Source organism: Type-E symbiont of Plautia stali, assembly GCF_059731115.1.
In genome coordinates this window covers 779,524-798,968 of record NZ_AP035906.1, presented here as the reverse complement: position 1 = coordinate 798,968, position 19,445 = coordinate 779,524, and the positions used below count along the sequence as shown (strand labels likewise).

The 19,445-nt window shown below is 53.8% G+C and carries 19 protein-coding genes; 9 read left to right on the top strand and 10 right to left on the bottom strand.

Annotation, left to right across the window (positions count from 1 at the left end; genetic code table 11):
* Window positions 1–29: 29 nt before the first annotated feature.
* Window positions 30–1,436 (top strand): glycoside-pentoside-hexuronide (GPH):cation symporter, encoded by a 1,407-nt coding sequence (locus AC6I8L_RS03550; protein ID WP_058960886.1) that lies wholly within the window; start codon window positions 30–32, stop codon window positions 1,434–1,436.
* Window positions 1,433–2,386 carry a glycoside hydrolase family 43 protein gene (locus AC6I8L_RS03545; protein ID WP_058960887.1) on the top strand — a complete coding sequence of 318 codons (954 nt, stop codon included), beginning with the start codon at window positions 1,433–1,435 and terminating at the stop codon, window positions 2,384–2,386. Before AC6I8L_RS03550 ends, AC6I8L_RS03545 begins: the two co-directional genes overlap by 4 nt.
* Here the strand turns inward: AC6I8L_RS03545 and ampE are convergent.
* Window positions 2,368–3,222, bottom strand: a complete 855-nt coding sequence (gene ampE / locus AC6I8L_RS03540) for a beta-lactamase regulator AmpE (RefSeq protein ID WP_058960888.1) — start codon at window positions 3,220–3,222, stop codon at window positions 2,368–2,370. The two genes, AC6I8L_RS03545 and ampE, sit on opposite strands and share 19 nt — an antisense overlap.
* A 16-nt stretch (window positions 3,223–3,238) precedes the next feature.
* Window positions 3,239–3,790, bottom strand: a complete 552-nt coding sequence (gene ampD, locus AC6I8L_RS03535; protein ID WP_058960889.1) for a 1,6-anhydro-N-acetylmuramyl-L-alanine amidase AmpD — start codon at window positions 3,788–3,790, stop codon at window positions 3,239–3,241.
* A gap of 181 nt (window positions 3,791–3,971) precedes the next feature.
* Here ampD and nadC point away from each other — a divergent pair, with 181 nt between their 5' ends.
* The 4 genes from nadC to hofC all read left to right on the top strand — a co-directional run bounded on the left by nadC (window position 3,972) and on the right by hofC (window position 8,070).
* Window positions 3,972–4,868, top strand: coding sequence for a carboxylating nicotinate-nucleotide diphosphorylase (gene nadC, locus AC6I8L_RS03530; RefSeq protein WP_058960890.1), 897 nt, complete (start codon window positions 3,972–3,974; stop codon window positions 4,866–4,868).
* A 178-nt stretch (window positions 4,869–5,046) separates the two neighbouring features.
* Window positions 5,047–5,490 (top strand): prepilin peptidase-dependent pilin, encoded by a 444-nt coding sequence (gene ppdD / locus AC6I8L_RS03525; RefSeq protein WP_058960891.1) that lies wholly within the window; start codon window positions 5,047–5,049, stop codon window positions 5,488–5,490.
* Window positions 5,490–6,878 carry a type II secretion system protein GspE gene (gene gspE / locus AC6I8L_RS03520; RefSeq protein WP_058960892.1) on the top strand — a complete coding sequence of 463 codons (1,389 nt, stop codon included), beginning with the start codon at window positions 5,490–5,492 and terminating at the stop codon, window positions 6,876–6,878. Before ppdD ends, gspE begins: the two co-directional genes overlap by 1 nt.
* The gene (gene hofC, locus AC6I8L_RS03515) at window positions 6,871–8,070 is read left to right on the top strand and encodes a protein transport protein HofC (RefSeq protein WP_058960893.1); all 1,200 of its coding nucleotides are present in this window, start codon (window positions 6,871–6,873) and stop codon (window positions 8,068–8,070) included. The genes gspE and hofC overlap by 8 nt, the downstream gene beginning before the upstream one ends.
* Window positions 8,071–8,201: 131 nt before the next feature.
* Here hofC and AC6I8L_RS03510 read toward each other — a convergent pair whose 3' ends face one another.
* A complete protein-coding gene (locus AC6I8L_RS03510) occupies window positions 8,202–9,242 on the bottom strand; it encodes a GMP reductase (RefSeq protein ID WP_058960894.1) in 1,041 nt (346 codons plus the stop codon).
* 219 nt (window positions 9,243–9,461) lie between these two features.
* On the opposite strand from AC6I8L_RS03510, the gene coaE reads away from it, so the two are divergent.
* From coaE to yacG, 3 genes are read left to right on the top strand one after another with little or no spacing between them, the layout of a single operon-like run.
* Window positions 9,462–10,070 carry a dephospho-CoA kinase gene (gene coaE, locus AC6I8L_RS03505; RefSeq protein ID WP_058960895.1) on the top strand — a complete coding sequence of 203 codons (609 nt, stop codon included), beginning with the start codon at window positions 9,462–9,464 and terminating at the stop codon, window positions 10,068–10,070.
* Between the two features lie 4 nt (window positions 10,071–10,074).
* Complete coding sequence (zapD, locus tag AC6I8L_RS03500) at window positions 10,075–10,818, top strand: cell division protein ZapD (protein WP_034829657.1); 744 nt, start codon at window positions 10,075–10,077, stop codon at window positions 10,816–10,818.
* 7 nt (window positions 10,819–10,825) lie between these two features.
* Entirely contained in the window at window positions 10,826–11,023 is a 198-nt protein-coding gene (yacG, locus tag AC6I8L_RS03495; protein ID WP_034829659.1) for a DNA gyrase inhibitor YacG, read from the top strand.
* A 29-nt stretch (window positions 11,024–11,052) separates the two neighbouring features.
* On the opposite strand, the gene mutT is transcribed toward yacG, so the two are convergent.
* From mutT to ftsQ, 7 genes are all read right to left on the bottom strand, one after another.
* The gene (gene mutT / locus AC6I8L_RS03490) at window positions 11,053–11,448 is read right to left on the bottom strand and encodes an 8-oxo-dGTP diphosphatase MutT (protein WP_058960896.1); all 396 of its coding nucleotides are present in this window, start codon (window positions 11,446–11,448) and stop codon (window positions 11,053–11,055) included.
* Between the two features lie 111 nt (window positions 11,449–11,559).
* Complete coding sequence (gene secA, locus AC6I8L_RS03485; protein WP_058960897.1) at window positions 11,560–14,265, bottom strand: preprotein translocase subunit SecA; 2,706 nt, start codon at window positions 14,263–14,265, stop codon at window positions 11,560–11,562.
* 74 nt (window positions 14,266–14,339) lie between these two features.
* Complete coding sequence (secM, locus tag AC6I8L_RS03480) at window positions 14,340–14,840, bottom strand: secA translation cis-regulator SecM (protein WP_058960898.1); 501 nt, start codon at window positions 14,838–14,840, stop codon at window positions 14,340–14,342.
* A 267-nt stretch (window positions 14,841–15,107) separates the two neighbouring features.
* On the bottom strand, window positions 15,108–16,025 hold the full coding sequence (gene lpxC, locus AC6I8L_RS03475; protein ID WP_058960899.1) for a UDP-3-O-acyl-N-acetylglucosamine deacetylase: 918 nt from the start codon (window positions 16,023–16,025) through the stop codon (window positions 15,108–15,110).
* A 101-nt stretch (window positions 16,026–16,126) separates the two neighbouring features.
* Window positions 16,127–17,281, bottom strand: a complete 1,155-nt coding sequence (gene ftsZ, locus AC6I8L_RS03470) for a cell division protein FtsZ (protein WP_034829667.1) — start codon at window positions 17,279–17,281, stop codon at window positions 16,127–16,129.
* A 71-nt stretch (window positions 17,282–17,352) separates the two neighbouring features.
* On the bottom strand, window positions 17,353–18,609 hold the full coding sequence (ftsA, locus tag AC6I8L_RS03465; protein WP_013507861.1) for a cell division protein FtsA: 1,257 nt from the start codon (window positions 18,607–18,609) through the stop codon (window positions 17,353–17,355).
* Window positions 18,606–19,445: a cell division protein FtsQ gene (gene ftsQ / locus AC6I8L_RS03460; protein ID WP_045816937.1), complete on the bottom strand. Its 840-nt coding sequence runs from the start codon at window positions 19,443–19,445 to the stop codon at window positions 18,606–18,608. Before ftsQ ends, ftsA begins: the two co-directional genes overlap by 4 nt.

Sequence of the window (19,445 nt, the reverse complement as noted above, 5' to 3'; positions counted from 1 at the left end):
TCGTCTCACCTTTTCGCGGGAGACGAACAATGAAAGGCGCAGCGCTCTCATTCAGAGAGAAACTGGGATATGGCATGGGCGATGCCGGATGTAATATGATCGGCGGTGCGATCATGCTTTTCCTTAACTATTTCTACACCGATGTGTTTGGTCTCGCACCCGCGCTGGTCGGTACACTGCTACTTTCTGTTCGCGTGCTGGATGCCGTCACCGATCCCATTATGGGCGCCATCGCCGATCGTACCCAAAGCCGCTGGGGACGTTTTCGCCCGTGGCTACTGTGGGTTTCCGTCCCCTATGTGCTGTTCAGCGTGCTGATGTTCACCACGCCAGACTGGAGCTATGACAACAAAGTTATCTGGGCCTTTGTCACCTACTTCCTGATGTCGCTCACCTACACCGCCATCAATATTCCTTACTGCTCGTTGGGCGGTGTGATCACCAACGATCCCGGTGAACGCGTCTCCTGCCAATCTTACCGCTTTGTGATGGTGGGCGTGGCGACACTGATCCTGTCGCTCTCTCTGCTGCCGATGGCCGAGTGGTTTGGCGGTGACAACAAAGCACGCGGATACCAAATGGCGATGAGCGTGCTGGCACTGATTGGCCTGGCGATGTTCCTGTTCTGTTTTGCCACGGTTCGCGAACGTATCCGTCCAGCCGCGCCCAGTAATGATGATTTGAAGAAAGACCTGCGCGACGTCTGGAAAAACGATCAATGGGTGCGCATTCTCCTGCTCACCTTCTGCAATGTTTGTCCTGGCTTTATCCGCATGGCCGCCACCATGTATTACGTTACCTGGGTAATGGGACAATCCACGCATTTTGCCACGCTGTTTATTAGCCTGGGTGTGATTGGCATGATGTTCGGCAGTACGCTGGCAAAAATCCTCACCGACCGCTGGTGCAAGCTGAAGGTGTTTTTCTGGACCAATATCGCGCTGGCACTCTTCTCGTGCGGTTTCTATTGGATTGATCCTCATGCGACTGTGGCGGTTGTCGTCGCCTACTTCCTGCTGAATATCCTGCATCAAATCCCGTCACCGCTGCATTGGTCGCTGATGGCGGATGTCGATGATTATGGTGAATGGAAAACGGGGAAACGCATCACCGGCATGAGCTTCTCCGGTAACCTGTTCTTCCTCAAAGTGGGTCTGGCGGTGGCCGGTGCGATGGTTGGTTTCCTGCTGTCTATTTATGGCTATGACGCGGGTGCAAGGCAGCAGGCTCCCAACGCCATCAACGGCATCATGCTGCTGTTTACCGTGATTCCCGGGGTCGGCTATCTGATCACCGCCGGTGTAGTGCGCTTGCTGAAGGTGGATCGCAAACTCATGCGCATCATTCAGGATGATCTTGCGCTACGCCGTGCCAACGCACGTGAATTATCCCCTGCCTCCCTGACTGTCACCCCGCAACCTGGAGAGATCAAATGAGCTGGCCAAATCCCTTTATTACCCAACGCGCCGATCCATTTATCCTGCGTCATGGCGAAGGCTACTACTTCGTGGCATCGGTGCCGGAATATGATCGACTCGAAATCCGCTACGCTGACACACTGAATGGACTGATTGAGACGGAGGCGATTACGGTGTGGCGCAAGCCTGATACCGGGCCGTATAGTGCGTTAATTTGGGCGCCGGAACTGCATCACATCAATGGACAATGGGTGATTTACTTTGCTGCTGCCCCAACGCGCGACATCAAAGATGGCCTGTTTCAGCATCGCATGTATGCGCTGGTGTGTGATGACAGCGATCCGCTTTCCGGCCACTGGCAACCTGTTCGCCGAGTGTTTACCCCAATCGACTCTTTCTCGCTTGATGCGACGCATTTCGTGCATCAGGGCAAAAACTGGTATCTGTGGGCACAGAAGGATCCCGCTATTCCGGGTAATTCCAATCTCTATCTCGCGGAATTGCTTAATCCCTGGACGCTGAAAAGCGCACCGGTGATGCTCAGCCGGCCGGAGTATGAGTGGGAGTGTGCAGGCTTTAGCGTTAATGAGGGCCCAGCAGTTATTCATCACGGCGATCGGCTGTTTGTCACCTATTCCGCCAGCGCAACTGATGAGAATTACTGCCTGGGAATGCTCAGCATCGACATGATGGCCGATCCGCTCGACAGCACTGCCTGGCAGAAATCTGCGCGTCCAGTCTTCACCACCAGCTGGGAAAATCAGCAGTATGGGCCGGGGCATAACAGCTTTATGCGGGACGAAAACGGCAGGGACGTGCTGGTGTATCACGCGCGGAATTACACGGAAATTGAAGGCGACCCGTTATGGGATCCTAACCGCCATACACGACTGAAGTACATTGAATGGCGCGAAGACGGCACACCAGATTTCGGTGTACCGCCAGCCGATCACACCAGCGTGCCGTAAATGGTCAGCAACGCGACCACAACCACCAGCACTAACGATATCCGCTTCGCCAGCGCCACGGCCACCCGTGGCGTTTCCACTTTATCCATGTGTGGATCACGTGCTAACGAGAACTGTGCCAGGCTGGTCAGCACCTGATATTGCGAACGATGGCGATCGCTCAATGAGGCAAACCACGCAGGCAATGCCCGCTCTCCGTGGCCTAACAGCGCATAAGCCACACCTGCCAGTCGCACCGGGATCCAGTCCAGCACGTGCAGTATGCTGTCTACACCTGACTGCGCGCGCTCCAGTGGAGAATGGTATTTTGCCAGCCAACTTTGCCAGGCACGCAGGAAGGCATAACCCACCAGCAGCACCGGTCCGTAAGGGCCACCGACCACAAACCAGAACAGTGGCGCGAGGTAAAAGCGGAAGTTAATCCAAATCAGCGCATTTTGTAGCTCACGTAAAAACTCACGCTCACTGCACTCAACGGGTACACCATGAATCAGTGTCAGTTCCGCTGCCATGGCCTGATGCGCCGCTTCATCATCGTGGCTGGCGGCTTTCAGGTAGCGATGATAGTGCAGACGCACAGAACCTGCGCCGATACACAGCAAGCCCACCACAATCCAGAATGCCAGTTGTGCCACGCCAAACAGAATGCCTTTCAGACTCCACACCAACAGCCAGACGATCAGCATCGCGATGAGGGTCATCACCAACGTGCGCAGCAGTGAAAATCGCTGGCGTCCGCGAAACAGCGGCTCCAGACGATGATCCAGTTGCCAATGCTCACCCAATTTAAACAGGCGTTCCCAACCTAACACTAATAACAAGCTAAACAACGTCATACCTGCTCCTGCTGTTTCAGGGATTCTCCTGCCTGATAGACTCTTTATAGCGTATCCAGTCAAATGCGGGGCCTGGATCGGTTTTGCGCTGTGGCGCGATATCGCTGTGTCCGGTGATGCGTTCCAGCGTCAGCGGATAGTGCTTAAGCAACAAGGCCGTGACCTTTTTTAAGGTCTTATACTGCGCGTCGGTATACGGCAACGTATCCGTGCCTTCCAGCTCAATGCCCATCGAGAAATCATTACAGTTTTCTCGCCCGGCAAATTGCGACACACCGGCATGCCATGCACGCTGATCAAACGAAACATACTGCACCAACTCACCATCACGACGAATCAGGCAGTGCGCCGCCACGCGCAGCTGCGCGATATCGGCAAAATAGGGGTGAGCATCCGGCGGCAAGGTCCCGGTAAACAGTTGATCAATCCACGGGCCACCAAATTCACCCGGCGGCAAACTGATATTATGGATAATCAGCAACGAGGGAATTTCATTTTCCGGTCGTTGGTTAAAGTGCGGCGAGGGCACTTTGCGCGCGCTGGAAATCCAGCCATCTTCCAGTTTCATGTTCTAAATCCCAGGCTAAATCAGGCTGAGAATAACATGTTTCCCCTTTTCGGCTTGTGACTTAATGCGAATGGCGAACAGTGTTAAGGATACTAAACATTTCGGCTATCACGACTGGCAACAGGCTATAAATCAGGCTAAGGTGAGCGCAGTTAAATCCGATTAATGGAGTGGCATAAGCATGGCATCGCGTCGTTACGATCCCGATCATCGTCGTCAGGAACTGATTAAGCGTATTGAGCAGGACATCCCCGAAGCCGTTGCGCGCGCACTTCGGGAGGATTTGGGTGGTGAGGTGGATGCTGACCGTGACATCACCGCCCTGCTCTTACCGGAAGATAAACAGGCCGAAGCACAGATCATCACGCGTGAAGCCGGTGTTTTTTGTGGTAAACGCTGGGTGCAGGAAGTGTTTATCCAGCTTGGCAATAAAGTCACGATTGTCTGGCATGTCGAAGATGGCCAAAACGTCGCAGCTGACCAGCTGCTATTCGAGTTAAAAGGTCCGGCCCGGCTGCTGTTAACCGCTGAACGAACTGCATTAAATTTCGTCCAAACCCTTTCCGGCGTGGCCACGGAAGTGAGTCGTTATGTCGACTTGCTCGACGGCAGCGAAACGCAATTGCTGGATACGCGCAAAACCTTGCCTGGCCTACGCACAGCGCTGAAATATGCCGTATTGTGTGGCGGCGGCAGTAACCATCGGCTGGGTCTTTCCGATGCCTTCCTGATCAAAGAAAACCATATTATTGCCAGCGGTTCGGTACGCAAAGCCGTTGAGAAAGCGCTGTGGCTGGCTCCCGATGTGCCGGTTGAAGTAGAGGTAGAGAGCCTGCAGGAACTGCAGGATGCGATTGATGCCGGTGCCGACATTATCATGCTAGATAACTTTAGCTTCGAGATGATGCATGAAGCCGTCCTTCTCACCGACAAACGTGCCCTGCTGGAAGTCTCTGGTAACGTCACGGAAGCAACACTGCCGCAGATAGCTAAAACGGGCGTCGACTTCGTTTCGGTGGGCGCTTTGACCAAGCATGTGCGCGCCATGGATCTCTCCATGCGTTTTCGCGAACACTAATTTCTCTCCTCTTACCGCCGCATCTCCGCGGCGGTTTGTGAGTTATCTTCCTGTTTACTGATACTTCTTCTGCAAACGCGGCGATTCATTACATCCTGCCTTCCAGCATTAAACCGTCTCACTATCGCTTTCAGACGCCGTTTTCTACCTTAGCCGCTCCACAACAAGGAGCTGAATAATGGATAGACAACAAGGTTTTACCCTCATCGAATTGATGATAGTGATTGGCATTGTGGCCATTCTTAGTGCTATTGGCCTGCCCAGCTACCAAAATTATCTACAACGCGCCGCGCTGACTGACATGCTGCAAACCATGGTGCCTTATAAAACCGCCGTGGAACTCTGCGCGATTGAACGTGGCGGCCCCACTCAATGCCAGGCGGGTGCAGGCGGCATTCCTGCTGCCAAAGGTTCACGCTATGTGGCCTCGCTCAGTGTCGTGAATGGCGCCATCACCATAACGGGTCAGGAGAGTCTTACCGGGTTGAGTGTAGAAATGACACCTATCTGGAACACCACGGAAGGCACGCTGGACTGGCAACGCAGTTGCACCAGCACCAATGCCAGTCTGCGCGACAGCTGTCTTGAACAGTTCCGCTTCACCGATAAGGACACTCACTGATGGCACAGCCCAATACCCCGATCCAGACCTTATGCGCACGTTACCAGGCGGTGATGCTTCAGCATGACGCCACATCACTGCGCGTCGCAGTAGCCGAGACGCCCGATCCGCTGCTGCTGGAAGCCCTGCAATTCGCCAGTCAGTGCAAAGTGGAAGTCGAGTGCTGGCCAGCGGCACGACTGGAGCAACTCCTGCACAACCCTGATGACTCGGCGACGTTGCACGAACCGGCCGCTACCGAAACAGCGATTAATGCCGTTGAACAGATTTTGCGCCAGGCGATCCAACGCCGTGCTTCTGACGTACATTTTGAACCTCAGCAGCAGGGGTTACGCGTCCGATTACGTATTGATGGCGTCTTGCACAAACTGTCACATTTGCCAGATGCACCTACGGCTGCGGTGCTTGCCAGACTGAAAATCCTCGGCGGGCTGGATATCGCCGAGCGTCGCTTGCCACAAGATGGGCAATTCACACTGAACCTTGACGATCAACAGGCCGCATTTCGCCTTTCTACTTTACCCATTAGTCACGGTGAGAAAGCCGTGGTGAGACTGCTGCAAAGTGAAAACAGCGCGATCGCACTGGATAAACTCGGCATGCCGGTTACCCAACTCCGGTTACTGAAGCACGCGCTGGCTAAACCTCAGGGACTGATACTGGTCACCGGGCCTACCGGCAGCGGTAAAACCTTCACTCTCTACAGCGGATTAAGCGCTCTGAATGTGCCGGATAAAAATGTCTGCAGTGTAGAGGATCCCGTTGAAATTCCATTAGAGGGCATTAACCAGACGCAAATCCAACCGCGTAGCGGGCTCGATTTTAACCGTGTACTGCGGGCTCTGCTGCGACAGGATCCGGATGTGATTATGGTGGGCGAAATCCGCGATGCCGAAACGGCCAGTATTGCCGTTAAAGCGGCGCAGACCGGACATCTGGTGCTATCAACATTGCACACCAATTCGACGGCGGAAACGCTCACGCGTCTGCGACAGATGGATATTCCCGGTTACCTGCTCGGCCCGGCATTACAGTTAGTCATCGCGCAGCGTCTGGTACGACGGCTCTGCGAGCACTGCCGCCAGCCAGCGCAGGCCATTGCACATCTGCCACATGGCATTTGGCCTGGCACCTTACAAACATGGCGCGCCCCAGGCTGTGACCACTGCTTCTCGGGCTATTACGGACGCCTGGCGTTATTTGAGGTGCTGCCGATGAGTAACAAGCTACAGAACGCGATTTCTGCCGATATGCCGCTGGAGCACATCATCTCACTGGCCAATGAAGGCGGGATGAAAACCCTGCTCGCCGCCGGGTTGGAGGCTGTGAGTCGCGGTGAAACCTCCTTTGAAGAAGTTCAGCGGGTTGTGGGATTGGAGGATGGCTAATCTCTACCATTATCGCTGGCAAGCGCTGGACACGCTGGGCGCGTTACGGCAAGGAACCTCATTAGTTGCCAGTCAGGAAGTGCTCCTGCAGCAACTCTCAGATCGCGGTATGCTGCCGGTTAGCTGGCAGCGTGGGCAATGCTGGCGCACGCGTGACTGGAAGTGGCAGCACAAAATTGACCTTGTTCGCCAGTTGGCGACCTTGCTCAAGGCAGGATTGCCGCTGGCGGAGAGTCTGACGTTGCTGGCTGAGGGGCACCCGCATGCTGGCTGGCGCGAACTGCTTAATGAATTGCAACGTCGGGTAATGGCCGGAGAGGCATTTTCATCTGCACTTCGCGCCTGGCCGCAGATCTTCCCCGCGCTGTTTCCGGCATTAATGGAAGTGGGTGAACTCACCGGTCAGCTTGATGAATGCTGCCGCCAGCTGGCGTTACAGCAAAGCAAGCAACAGCACTTGAGACAGAAAGTGGTTAAAGCTCTACGCTATCCATTGTTTATCTTGCTGGTGGCGCTGGCGGTGAGTGCGGGCATGTTGCTGTTTGTGCTGCCCGAATTTGTCTCCGTGTATGCCAGTTTTGATGCCCCCCTTCCCCCCTTCACCGCCGCCGTGATGAGTCTGTCAGCATTTTTACAACAGGCAGCGCTCCCCCTGGCGATAACGATAATGTGCTTATTGTTCGGCGCAAGGTGGGTTTACCGTGGTTCTGTGCACTGGCAAATACGTGTTCATCGCTGGCTATTGCGTCTGCCGTTGCTTTCAACACTCTGGCGCGGTGGTCAGCTCAGCCAGATTTACGCCATCCTGCAATTAACGCAGCAGGCTGGACTCACGTTATTACAAAGTCTGCAAGCCGTTGAGGTCACGCTGGGATCGCCACTGTGGCGTGAAGCGATTATCGCGTTACAGCGGCATATCGCTGGCGGCTTACCACTGCATCAGGCTATGCAGCATCATCTGCTTTTCACCGCGCTCTGTGCACAACTGATCCGTGTCGGTGAGGAAGCGGGGGAGCTGGATGTCATGCTGGCACGATTAGCGGAGTGGCATGAAGCACAAACGCTGATGCGGGCTGATGCACTGGCGGCTTCGCTCGAACCCTTGATGATGATCGTGATCGGTGGAATTGTCGGGACGTTAGTGATTGCCATGTATCTGCCGGTATTTGGCTTAGGGGATGCGATTCGTTGACAGATGCGCACGGTGCGCATCTGTCTGCAACCTTCAACCTTCAACCTTCAACCTTCAACCTTCAACCTTCAACCACCGATAATCGACTTTCAGCCATCAGCCATCAGCCATCAGCCATCAGCCATCAGCCATCAGCGCGTGAATACCCGATTTTCCTGTTCCGCCACACGAATAAACGTGGTGCGCTTTGTCAGTTCTTTAAGGCGTGCTGCACCTACGTAAGTGCAGGCCGAACGCAGGCCGCCGAGGATATCCTTCACGGTGTCCTCCACCGGGCCGCGCAGTGGCAGACGAACGGTTTTTCCTTCCGCAGCACGATACTGGGCAACACCGCCGACATGGCGTTTCATGGCGGATTCTGAGCTCATGCCATAAAACAACATAAACTGCTCGCCCTGCTCTTCGACGATGTTTCCTTCGCACTCATCGTGCGCCGCCAGCATGCCGCCGAGCATGACAAAATCTGCACCGCCGCCGAAAGCTTTCGCGATATCCCCCGGCACTGAACAACCGCCATCGCTGACAATCTGGCCGCCAAGGCCGTGCGCCGCATCGGCACACTCAATCACCGCAGACAGTTGCGGGTAACCGACGCCGGTTTTTACACGCGTGGTGCAGACAGAACCGGGGCCAATGCCGACTTTGACGATATCCGCGCCAGAGAGAATCAACTCCTCGACCATCTCACCGGTGACCACATTACCCGCACAGATGGTTTTGCCTGGGAAACTTTCACGCACTCGCTGCAGGAATTCAACAAAGTGCTCGGAGTAACCGTTGGCAACATCAATGCAGATGAAATTGAGCTGAGGCGATAAAGCGAGAACAGCGGCGAGCTTAACGAAATCGGCTTCGGAGGTACCGGATGACACCATCACATGCCCAAGCACTGCAGCCGGCACGCGCTGGATAAATGCCTGCCAGGCTTCCACGCTGTAATGTTTATGCACTGCCGTCAGGACATTGAAGCCCGCCAGTGCTTCGGCCATGGTGAATGTGCCCACGGTGTCCATATTGGCGGCAATCACCGGAACGCCGGTCCAGTTCAGACCTGAATGCTTGAAAGTGTAGGTGCGTTCGAGTTCAACCTCAGAACGGCTTTTCAGGGTGGAGCGTTTGGGGCGGATCAAAACATCTTTAAAGCCCAGTTTTAAATCTTCTTCAATACGCATAGCTGAGTGTCCTGGTTAGTGACGACGAACCGCAGTTCGGGTAGCGCTCACGGCTCCAGTGTCGTTATCATACGCGCCATTCGTTCCGCGACAAGACTGCGAATTTCACTTTATTTAAGCTACAATCCCTTAAATTTAGCTGAGAAAATTGATTGTGATCATGCTCTCATCTTATTGCGGCTGATGGTCGCCCAATGAAGACAATTTTGAGAGAACGCTATGCCTTTTACCGTTGCGCTCACCGGAGGAATTGGCAGTGGTAAAAGCACCATTGCCAACGCTTTCACCGCGCTAGGCGTTGATATTATTGATGCTGATGTGATTGCGCGAGAAGTGGTTGAACCTGGTTCACCCGCCCTGCAGGCGATCGTTAAACGCCATGGTGAGTCAATATTGACCGCCGAAGGAGCGTTGTATCGGGCACGACTGCGCGAGATTATTTTTCAGCAGCCGAAAGAAAAAAACTGGCTAAATCAGCTGCTTCATCCTCTTATTAATGCCCGTACGCAGCAGCTAAAATTATTGGCAACGTCACCCTATGTGTTATGGGTGGTGCCGCTATTGGTTGAAAACGGGTTACAGCATCAGGCTGACCGGGTTCTGGTGGTTGATGTGGATGAAGCTACGCAGTTGCGGCGTACTCAGCAGCGTGATGGCATCACACTTAGCCAGGCAAAAAATATTCTTGCCGCACAGGCCAGCCGCGAGCAGCGTCTGGCCTGTGCGGATGACATCATCGATAACAGTGGTACGCCCGAACAGGCGTTGCCGCGCGTTGCTGAACTTCACCAGCGTTATTTACGCCTGGCAGCAACCGGACAGGATTAACATCATGAGTACAGTCGTTCTGTTTGAACACCCGCTGAATGAGAAGATGCGCACCTGGCTGCGCGTGGAGTCATTACTTAACCAACTGCATGAAACGGTGCCCGTGGTGAATTCCGTCTCTGCATTAGGGGTATTTCGCATCATTGGTGATCTGTTAGATATCTTTGAGCGCGGTGATATGCGTACCGAGTTATTGAAAGAGCTGGAGCGCCAGCAGCAGAAACTTCGCGCCTGGCTTGATGTGCCAGGTGTTGACGAGCACACCGTCAGTAGCCTGCGTGACCGATTGAAACAGCAATCCAGCGAGCTGAATGCGGCACCGCGTATGGGCCAGCAATTGCGCGAAGATCGGTTGATTGGATTGGTACGCCAGCGATTGAGCATTCCTGGTGGCTGCTGCAGTTTTGATTTGCCGAGCCTGCATATCTGGCTGCACCAGCAGCAGTCACAGCGTGATTCGCAGGTTAACGGCTGGCTGGCGTCACTGGTTCCTCTGCGCAATAGTCTGACCATGATCCTTGATCTGGTGCGTCAGTCAGGCGTATTTCGCCATCAAACCAGCCTGAACGGTTTTTATCAGGATAATGCCGAAGGTTCGGATTTGTTGCGCCTCCAGCTCACCCTCGAAGATGCGCTGTACCCGCAGGTTTCAGGCCATAAAAGCCGTTATGCCATTCGATTCCTGCCACTGGACAGCGAGCGTGGTGAAGTGCCAGCCCGATTGAATTTTGAATTAGCGTGTTGTTGAGGTTGTTATGCAGGAAGAGATGATTACCGTACCTTGTCCCAACTGCGGTAAAGATGTGATGTGGGATGAGCTGAGTCCTTGGCGCCCGTTTTGCAGCAAGCGCTGCCAGCTGATTGATTTGGGCGAATGGGCCGCCGAAGAGAAGCGCATTCCCAGCGATAGCGATCTGACCGACAGCGATGACTGGAGCGAAGAACAGCATTAATAAGAGATAAGGGGCTTACGCCCCTTTGCTTAAATTTCGTCAGTCACCAGGCGAGCGATAAGTTCGTGGTTGGCAGGAGGAAACTCTTCCGCGACTAAATCACGCTGTTCCACCCAACGCTGTGGCTGCCCTTCACGGCCGTACGGCTCACCGTTCCAACCTTCCACCAGGAAGAAGTGCAATGTGACGCGCAGATCGTCATAGCTATGATCGGCCAAACCAATCGCCTTCGCGGCTGTCACCTCAATGCCGGTCTCTTCCATCAATTCGCGTTTTAACGCTTGTTCAGCGGTTTCATCCTGTTCAATTTTTCCGCCAGGAAACTCCCATTTATTCGCCATGTAGGAGCTCGCCGCACGCTGGGCAAGGAAGATCTGACGGCTGGCATTGCGAATGATGCCCACTGCGACTTGCAGGTGTTTCATAAGCTGAATTCCGCTTTTAATTAATGAGCGCTGATAGTAATGCAGTCGCCAGGTAATGTTAACTCTGTGGCGACGGCCAAAAGAAAAAGGAGCCCGAAGGCTCCTCGTTTATCAGGCCAGGCGGCCATGACACTGTTTGTATTTCTTACCGGAACCGCATGGGCACAAATCGTTGCGTCCTACTTTGCGCTCCCCACCCTGCGCAGCCAGCGCGGCGGCCGCAGCGGTTTCGTCATCAACGTGGCTCAGCTGTTGCTGCTGTGCCAGACGCTCAGCCTCTTCACGGCGTTGCTGTTCCATCGCTTCGACCTCCTCCGGCATGCGCACCTGTACTTTGCTCAGGGTGCTGATCACCTCATACTTCAGTGACTCCAGCATCGCCGCGAACATTGAGAAGGACTCGCGCTTGTATTCCTGCTTCGGATCTTTCTGCGCATAACCGCGCAGATGGATGCCCTGACGCAGATAATCCATCGCCGCCAGATGCTCTTTCCACAGTGAATCCAGGGTTTGCAGCATCACGCCTTTTTCGAAGTTACGCATCATTTCAGCGCCAACCACTTCTTCTTTCGACGCATAGTTTTCATGCGCGCGGCTCATGATACGTTCACGCAGCGTTTCTTCGTGCAGGTCCGGCTCTTTATCCAGCCATTCTGCAATCGGCAGATCCAGATCAAAATCGTTACGCAGGCGTTCTTCCAGACCAGGAACATCCCACATTTCTTCCAGCGACTGCGGCGGAATGTAGGTGTCGATGGTGGCTTTGAACACATCTTCACGGATGCTGTTGATGGTTTCAGACACATCAGACACGTCCAGCAGTTCATTACGCTGGCTGTAGATGGCGCGGCGCTGATCGTTGGCCACATCATCGTATTCCAGCAGCTGCTTACGGATGTCGAAGTTACGGCTTTCCACTTTACGCTGTGCATTGGCAATCGCTTTGGTGACCCATGGATGCTCAATCGCTTCGCCTGGTTTCATGCCCAGTTTACGCATCATGTTAGACACACGATCCGAGGCGAAGATACGCATCAACGCATCTTCCATCGACAGATAGAAGCGGGATGAACCGGCATCACCCTGACGACCCGCACGGCCGCGCAACTGGTTATCGATACGGCGAGATTCGTGACGCTCAGTACCGATAATGTGCAGACCGCCCGATGCCAGAACTGCATCATGGCGCAGTTTCCAGGCTTCTTTGATGGCCTGAATCTGCGCTTCTGAAGGTTCATCCAGCGCTGCCACTTCGGCCTGCCAGCTGCCACCCAACACGATATCGGTACCACGACCTGCCATGTTGGTTGCGATGGTGACTGCAGCTGGTTGACCCGCCTGTGCCACGATATCCGCTTCGCTGGCGTGGAACTTGGCGTTCAGTACACTGTGTTTGATACCCGCGCGCGTCAGTTCGTTAGAAACCACCTCTGATTTCTCAATCGAAATGGTACCGACCAGCACCGGCTGGCCTTTCGCAGTGCAAGTACGTATGTCTTCGATGATCGCGTCGATCTTCTCTTTCTCGGTCATATAGACCAGGTCAGCCATATCTTTACGCACCATCGGACGGTTGGTTGGCACCACGATGGTATCGAGTTTATAGATCGAGCTGAATTCAAACGCTTCGGTATCAGCAGTACCGGTCATACCGGCCAGTTTTTCGTAAATACGGAAGTAGTTCTGGAAGGTGATGGAAGCCAGTGTCTGGTTCTCGTTCTGGATTTCCACGCCTTCTTTGGCTTCAACAGCCTGATGCAAACCATCAGACCAGCGACGGCCCTGCATGGTACGGCCGGTGTGTTCATCGACGATGATCACTTCGCCATCTTTCACGATGTAATCGACATCGCGAGTAAACAACGCATGCGCACGCAACGCCGCCGTTACGTGGTGCATCAGCATGATGTTGGTTGGCGAGTAAAGTGACTCACCTTCTTCCATAATGCCCTGGCTCACCAGCAGCTCTTCGACTTTCACCAGACCGCGCTCGCTCATGTGAGCCTGACGCGCTTTCTCATCGACCCAGAAGTCGCCTTCACCCTGGAAGGTTTCTGAGTCTTCCTTCTCCTGGCGCACCAGGTGAGGAATGATTTTATTCACTTTGGTGTACAGCTCGGAGCTATCTTCGGCAGGACCGGAGATAATTAACGGCGTACGCGCTTCATCGATCAGGATGGAGTCCACCTCATCCACCAACGCGTAGTGCAGTTTACGCTGGACGCGCTCTTCCGGGCTGAACGCCATGTTATCGCGCAGGTAGTCGAAGCCGTATTCGTTGTTAGTACCGTAGGTGATATCCGCAGCATAGGCGGCACGTTTCGCCACCGCTGGCATGTTTGGCAGGTTGATACCGATGGACAGCCCCAGGAACTCGAACAGTGCACGGTTGTTTTCGGCATCACGCTGAGCCAGGTAATCGTTCACCGTGACCACGTGCACGCCTTTACCGCTCAGTGCGTTCAGATAAGCAGGCAACGTTGCGGTTAAGGTTTTACCTTCACCGGTACGCATCTCCGCGATGCAACGCTCATTCAGCACCATGCCACCAATCAGCTGTACATCGAAGTGGCGCATACCAAACACACGTTTACTGGCTTCACGCACCGTGGCAAAGGCTTCAGGAATCAGGCTTTCAAGGCTTTCACCTTTCTTCAGGCGTTCACGGAACAGGTCGGTCTTGGCTTTCAGTTCGTCATCCGAGAGCTTGACGAAATCCGGCTCCATCTTATTGATGACATCGACGATTTTGCGCATACGACGCAGGGTACGATCGTTACTGCTGCCAAAGACTTTGGTTAACAATTTGATTAACATGGTAAATTTTTCTCAATTCAGCCGCATTCATGCGGACTGGAAAATCTAAAACAGGATGTGGAAAATCGTTACTGTTAAGCAATGGCAGGCCCGGCGCGGATGCCATGAATAGCAGCCTGCCAGTCAGCAGAAGTGTGAATTTGAAGTTCGCGATGACGCAGCGTTTCCTGCGGCTCTAATGCAATAGCGGGTTGAGCTGGCGATGTGAGTAGCGCCTGCAGCGAATCGATTAACGCCAGCTTTTGTGCCGCCAGCGGGACTGTATGACTTTCTTCCGCTTCTGCTGGTGGCGTCATGCTAAATGAGAGGTGGCGAATGACCGTGCGAATGGCATGCTGATGCCAGTAATCGACATTGAAATTTGGTCGACGCGCACTTTCCTGCAGACGGATTAAATGATCGAAATGAACAACATTGCCGACAAACAGGCTGCTGATGGGCGAGTCTGTCGCCGTGGACTCCGCACTTTGCGCACAGGCAGGCAAGCCCAAACTGGCCGCCACCATCCCTAACAAGAGATGAGGCCAGAAGTAGCGTCTGCCTAATTGTCGCCAGCGTGAGAAAATCCCGATCACAACCTATCCACAGTTAAATAAAGTAATGAAGCCGTTGCGGTTATCCGCGAACCTGCTCATATGAGCGCCAGATAATAGCACTTATGTGGGGCCAGGACACCAGTGATTAAAGGGCTTAAGGGGGATTTCACGTTTATTTGTACAGGCTTTCGCCAGTGATAGCAGAGAATTGAGAGCGGTCTTGCAGGAATAAAAAACAGGCAATAAAAAACGGCAGCTTCCACTGACCGGAGAGGGTGTCAGGGAAACTGCCGTTTTATGACTGACTTACGCCAGAACTAAATTTGGAGCTTTGAATGCCAGTGGCAGTTCAGCTTCGTCTTCGAAGGTTGCCCATTCCCAGGCTTCCTGCTTAGCCAGTACCGCTTGCAGCAATTTATTGTTTAACGCATGGCCTGATTTAAACGCAGAGAAAGCGCCAATCACGTTGTGGCCACACATAAACAGATCGCCGATCGCGTCCAGCATTTTGTGACGAACGAATTCATCTTCAAAGCGCAGACCGTCTTCGTTGAGTACGCGGAAATCATCAAGACCAATCGCACAATCTAAGCTACCGCCCAGGCACAGGCCTTTAGACTGCAGATATTCGATTTCACGCATAAAACCAAAGGTGCGCGCACGACTGATTTGGCGAACAAACGCATCAGCCGAGAAGTTTAACTGGTAACGCTGCGAGCTTGAGTCAATTGCCGGATGTTTGAAGTCGATAGTAAAGTCGAGTGAGAAACCGTTGTAAGGTTTGATCTCGGCCCACTTATCGCCATCTTCAACACGCACCGTCTGCTTAACGCGTACAAATTTCTTCGCACTGTTCAGCTCTTCGACGCCTGCATCCATCAGCAAGTAGACAAAAGGCGCGGCACTGCCATCCATAATTGGGATTTCGGGCGCATCGACTTCAACAATAATGTTGTCGATACCCAAGCCTGCCAATGCAGCATTCAGGTGTTCAACCGTCGATATACGCACGCCTTCATCATTCACCAGGCAGGTACTCAGCATGGTGTCGCGCACGTATTTTGCATCAGCCGGGAAATCAACCGGTGGATTCAAGTCAGTGCGACGATAGATGACCCCGGTATTAGCCGACGCAGGGCGTAAGGTCAGCGTGACTTTCTTGCCGGTATGTAAACCGACACCTGTCGCCTGAACAATACGTTTTAATGTCCTTTGTTTGATCATCGCATTATCTCGCAATATTACCCATCCGACCGCCAGTATAAATTACCAGCGGGCGAATACTTTAGCACAAAGAGCGGAGAATCCCAATTCTCAGGATATTCTTAGTCTGCCTGCTTACGCAGGAAGGCTGGAATATCAAGATAATCTGGCTCTTTATTGGACGATGCTGGCTGGTCGTTGACCACTTTCGCTGCCGGCTTCTGCTCCTGCGGCAACGGCGCCATGCCGTGCTGCTGGTAGCGATGATCCATCACTGGCTGCGAAGCCGGTTTGTTGGTCACCAGCGTGATTTCTGGACGCTTGTCCATGCCAATACCCGTCGCAACCACGGTCACGCGCAGTTCGTCGTTCATCTCTGGATCCAGAGACGTACCGATAACCACGGTCGCGTTGTCAGAGGCGAAGGCGCGGATAGTGTTACCCACGGTTTCGAACTCATCCAGACGCAGGTCAAAGCCCGCCGTGATGTTGACCAGCACGCCGCGCGCACCAGACAGATCGATATCTTCCAGCAGTGGGCTGGAGATCGCCATTTCGGCTGCTTCTTCGGCACGGTCTTCACCGCACGCTACGCCGGAGCCCATCATGGCGTAACCCATTTCTGACATCACGGTACGCACGTCCGCGAAGTCAACGTTCATCAAGCCTGGGCGAGTAATCAGCTCGGCGATACCCTGCACCGCACCTTTCAGTACGTCGTTGGCTGCACCAAAGGCATCCAGCAGAGAGATACCGCGACCCAGCACTTTTAACAGCTTGTCGTTCGGGATGGTGATCAGCGAATCAACATGCTTAGACAGCTCAGCGATACCCTGTTCAGCAAAAGCCATACGCTTTTTGCCTTCGAAGTTGAAGGGCTTGGTCACCACCGCAACAGTCAGGATACCCAAATCTTTTGCTACTTCTGCCACGACTGGCGCTGCACCGGTACCGGTACCGCCGCCCATGCCTGCAGCAATAAACACCATGTCTGCCCCTTCCAGCGCAGAACGCAGTGCTTCACGATCTTCCTCAGCTGAGGTACGACCCACTTCCGGGTTTGCACCCGCACCGAGACCCTTGGTGATACCGGTCCCGATCTGGATCGTCTGGCCAACCGCTGTCTTACGCAACGCTTGCGCGTCGGTGTTTACAGCGAAGAATTCTACACCTTCGATACGCTCGCGTACCATGTGCTCTACGGCGTTGCCACCGCCGCCGCCGACGCCGATGACTTTAATCACCGCGTCATTGGTTAATTCCATAGGTTCAAACATGATTTCTCTCCGTTATGTGCCTGTCGCCTGGAGATCATAAACATTGCCTGCATGATCTCCTTTTTCAAAAATTAAAACTCTTTCTTCAGCCAGCTATTGATACGTTTAAACCAGTTGCCCACTGAAGCACGTTTTTCCGTTTCTGCATCACCGTTCATGTGTGACTCTTTGCCGTAATGCAGCAGACCGACTGCAGTTGAGTAATACGGCTCCTGCGCATAATCCGTCAGGCCGGTGATGTTAAGTGGCTGACCAATACGCACCTGCGTATGAAATACACGCTGGGCGCAAGCGGCCAAACCTTCAATCTGTGCTGCGCCACCGGTCAGCACGATGCCTGCTGCCAGGTGGTGTTTCACGCCCTGCTGACGCAGTTGCTCCTGCAGTTGCAGAATCTCGTCATTCACCAGATTCAGCAATTCGGTGTAACGCGGCTCAATCACTTCTGCCAGCGTTTGGCGTTGCAGACTGCGCGGTGGGCGTCCACCGACGCTCGGCACTTCGACGTTTTCATCTTTGCCAACAATCGAACCCAACGCACAACCATGGCGTACTTTGATCGCTTCCGCATCGGTTGGCGGTGTGCCGAAGGCATAGGCGATATCACTGGTCACCACATTCCCTGCATAAGGGATCACTTTGGTGTGACGCAGTGCGCCGCCGGTGTAAACCGCGATATCCATTGTACCGCCACCGATGTCAACAACACAGACGCCCAGCTCACGTTCATCTTCAGTCAGAACCGAGAAACTGGATGCCAGTCCGGCAAAAATCAGTTGGTCAACTTTCAGGCCGCAACGTTCAACGGCTTTAACAATATTTTTCGCCATATCATTGTGGCAGGTGATCAAGTGCACTTTCGCCTGCATACGCACGCCGGAAAGTCCCACCGGATTCTTGATGCCTTCCTGATAATCAATGGCATATTCCTGAGGAATCACATGCAGGATACGATGTTCATCGCGTACGCGTACGGATTTCGCCGTATGTACCACGTTCTCTACATCATCCTGAGTCACTTCCTCTTCCGAAATCGGAACCATCCCGATTTCGTTCTGACAACTGATATGTTTGCCCGATAAAGCAAGGTAAACCGACGAAATCTGGCAATCAGCCATCAGTTCAGCCTGGTCGATGGCGCGTTGAACGCATTTCACCACCGACTCAAGGTCATTTACGCCGCCTTTATCCATACCGCGAGACGGGCAGCTGCCCACCCCAATAATGTTGACCATACCATCAGGCAGAATTTCCCCAACCAGGGCGGCAACCTTTGCGGTGCCGATTTCAAGTCCTACTACCAGTTTTCTGTCCGTTGCCTTGATCATTGTGGTTTAGCCTGTGCCTGGTTTTGTTGCTGATTACTGTCCTGTGGCTCCAGCGGGGCCGCTGCCCAGCCTACTGCGGCACCGGAGTCGTAGCGCAAATCGACATAGGTAATGCGCTTGTTCTGACTCTGGCCCTGCTGCAGCAGCTCCGGATAGAGCTCAATAAAACGGTTCAGACGCTTCATGGTGTCGCTGCGTCCCAGTTCGATGCGCACATCGTCGCTGGTCACTAACTGCCACGAGCGCCGCGCCGTCATCGACGCGACCTTCAGGGTAAACTTGCCGGCTTTGAGCACATCACTCATGGTGTGATAGCCCGCCAACACCTCTGTTTCACTGCCTTCCGGGCCATATAACATCGGCAATGTTTCTTTACCGATATGACTGGCCGGGACGCTGAAGGAGACGCCATCGGCGTCTACCATGTGTGAGTCATTCCAGCGTGCCACCGGAACATACTCCACCAGGTTAATCTTCAGCTCATCAGGCCACTGCTTACGCACACTGACCTGTTTAATCCAGGGTAAACGCTCAATCTGTTGCTGGATGATGTCCACGTTTTGCGACATAAACGTGCCAGGTGCACCTAGCGACAAAATGGCCTGGCGAATGTCATCATGCGTGGTGTAATGCGTTTCCCCGGTCACCACCAGCTTCGACAGCGGTAAACGCGACGCATCATTCATCCACTTCAGCACCACCAGCCCACCGGCAGCCATGATGCCCAACACAATCAGCAGGAATACGACGCCAAACAGTCGGGCACCGTTGCTACGCCCGGTGCGCGCACGCTCCTGGGGTTCGCGATTTCGTACACGTATCGCCGCCTGAGACAT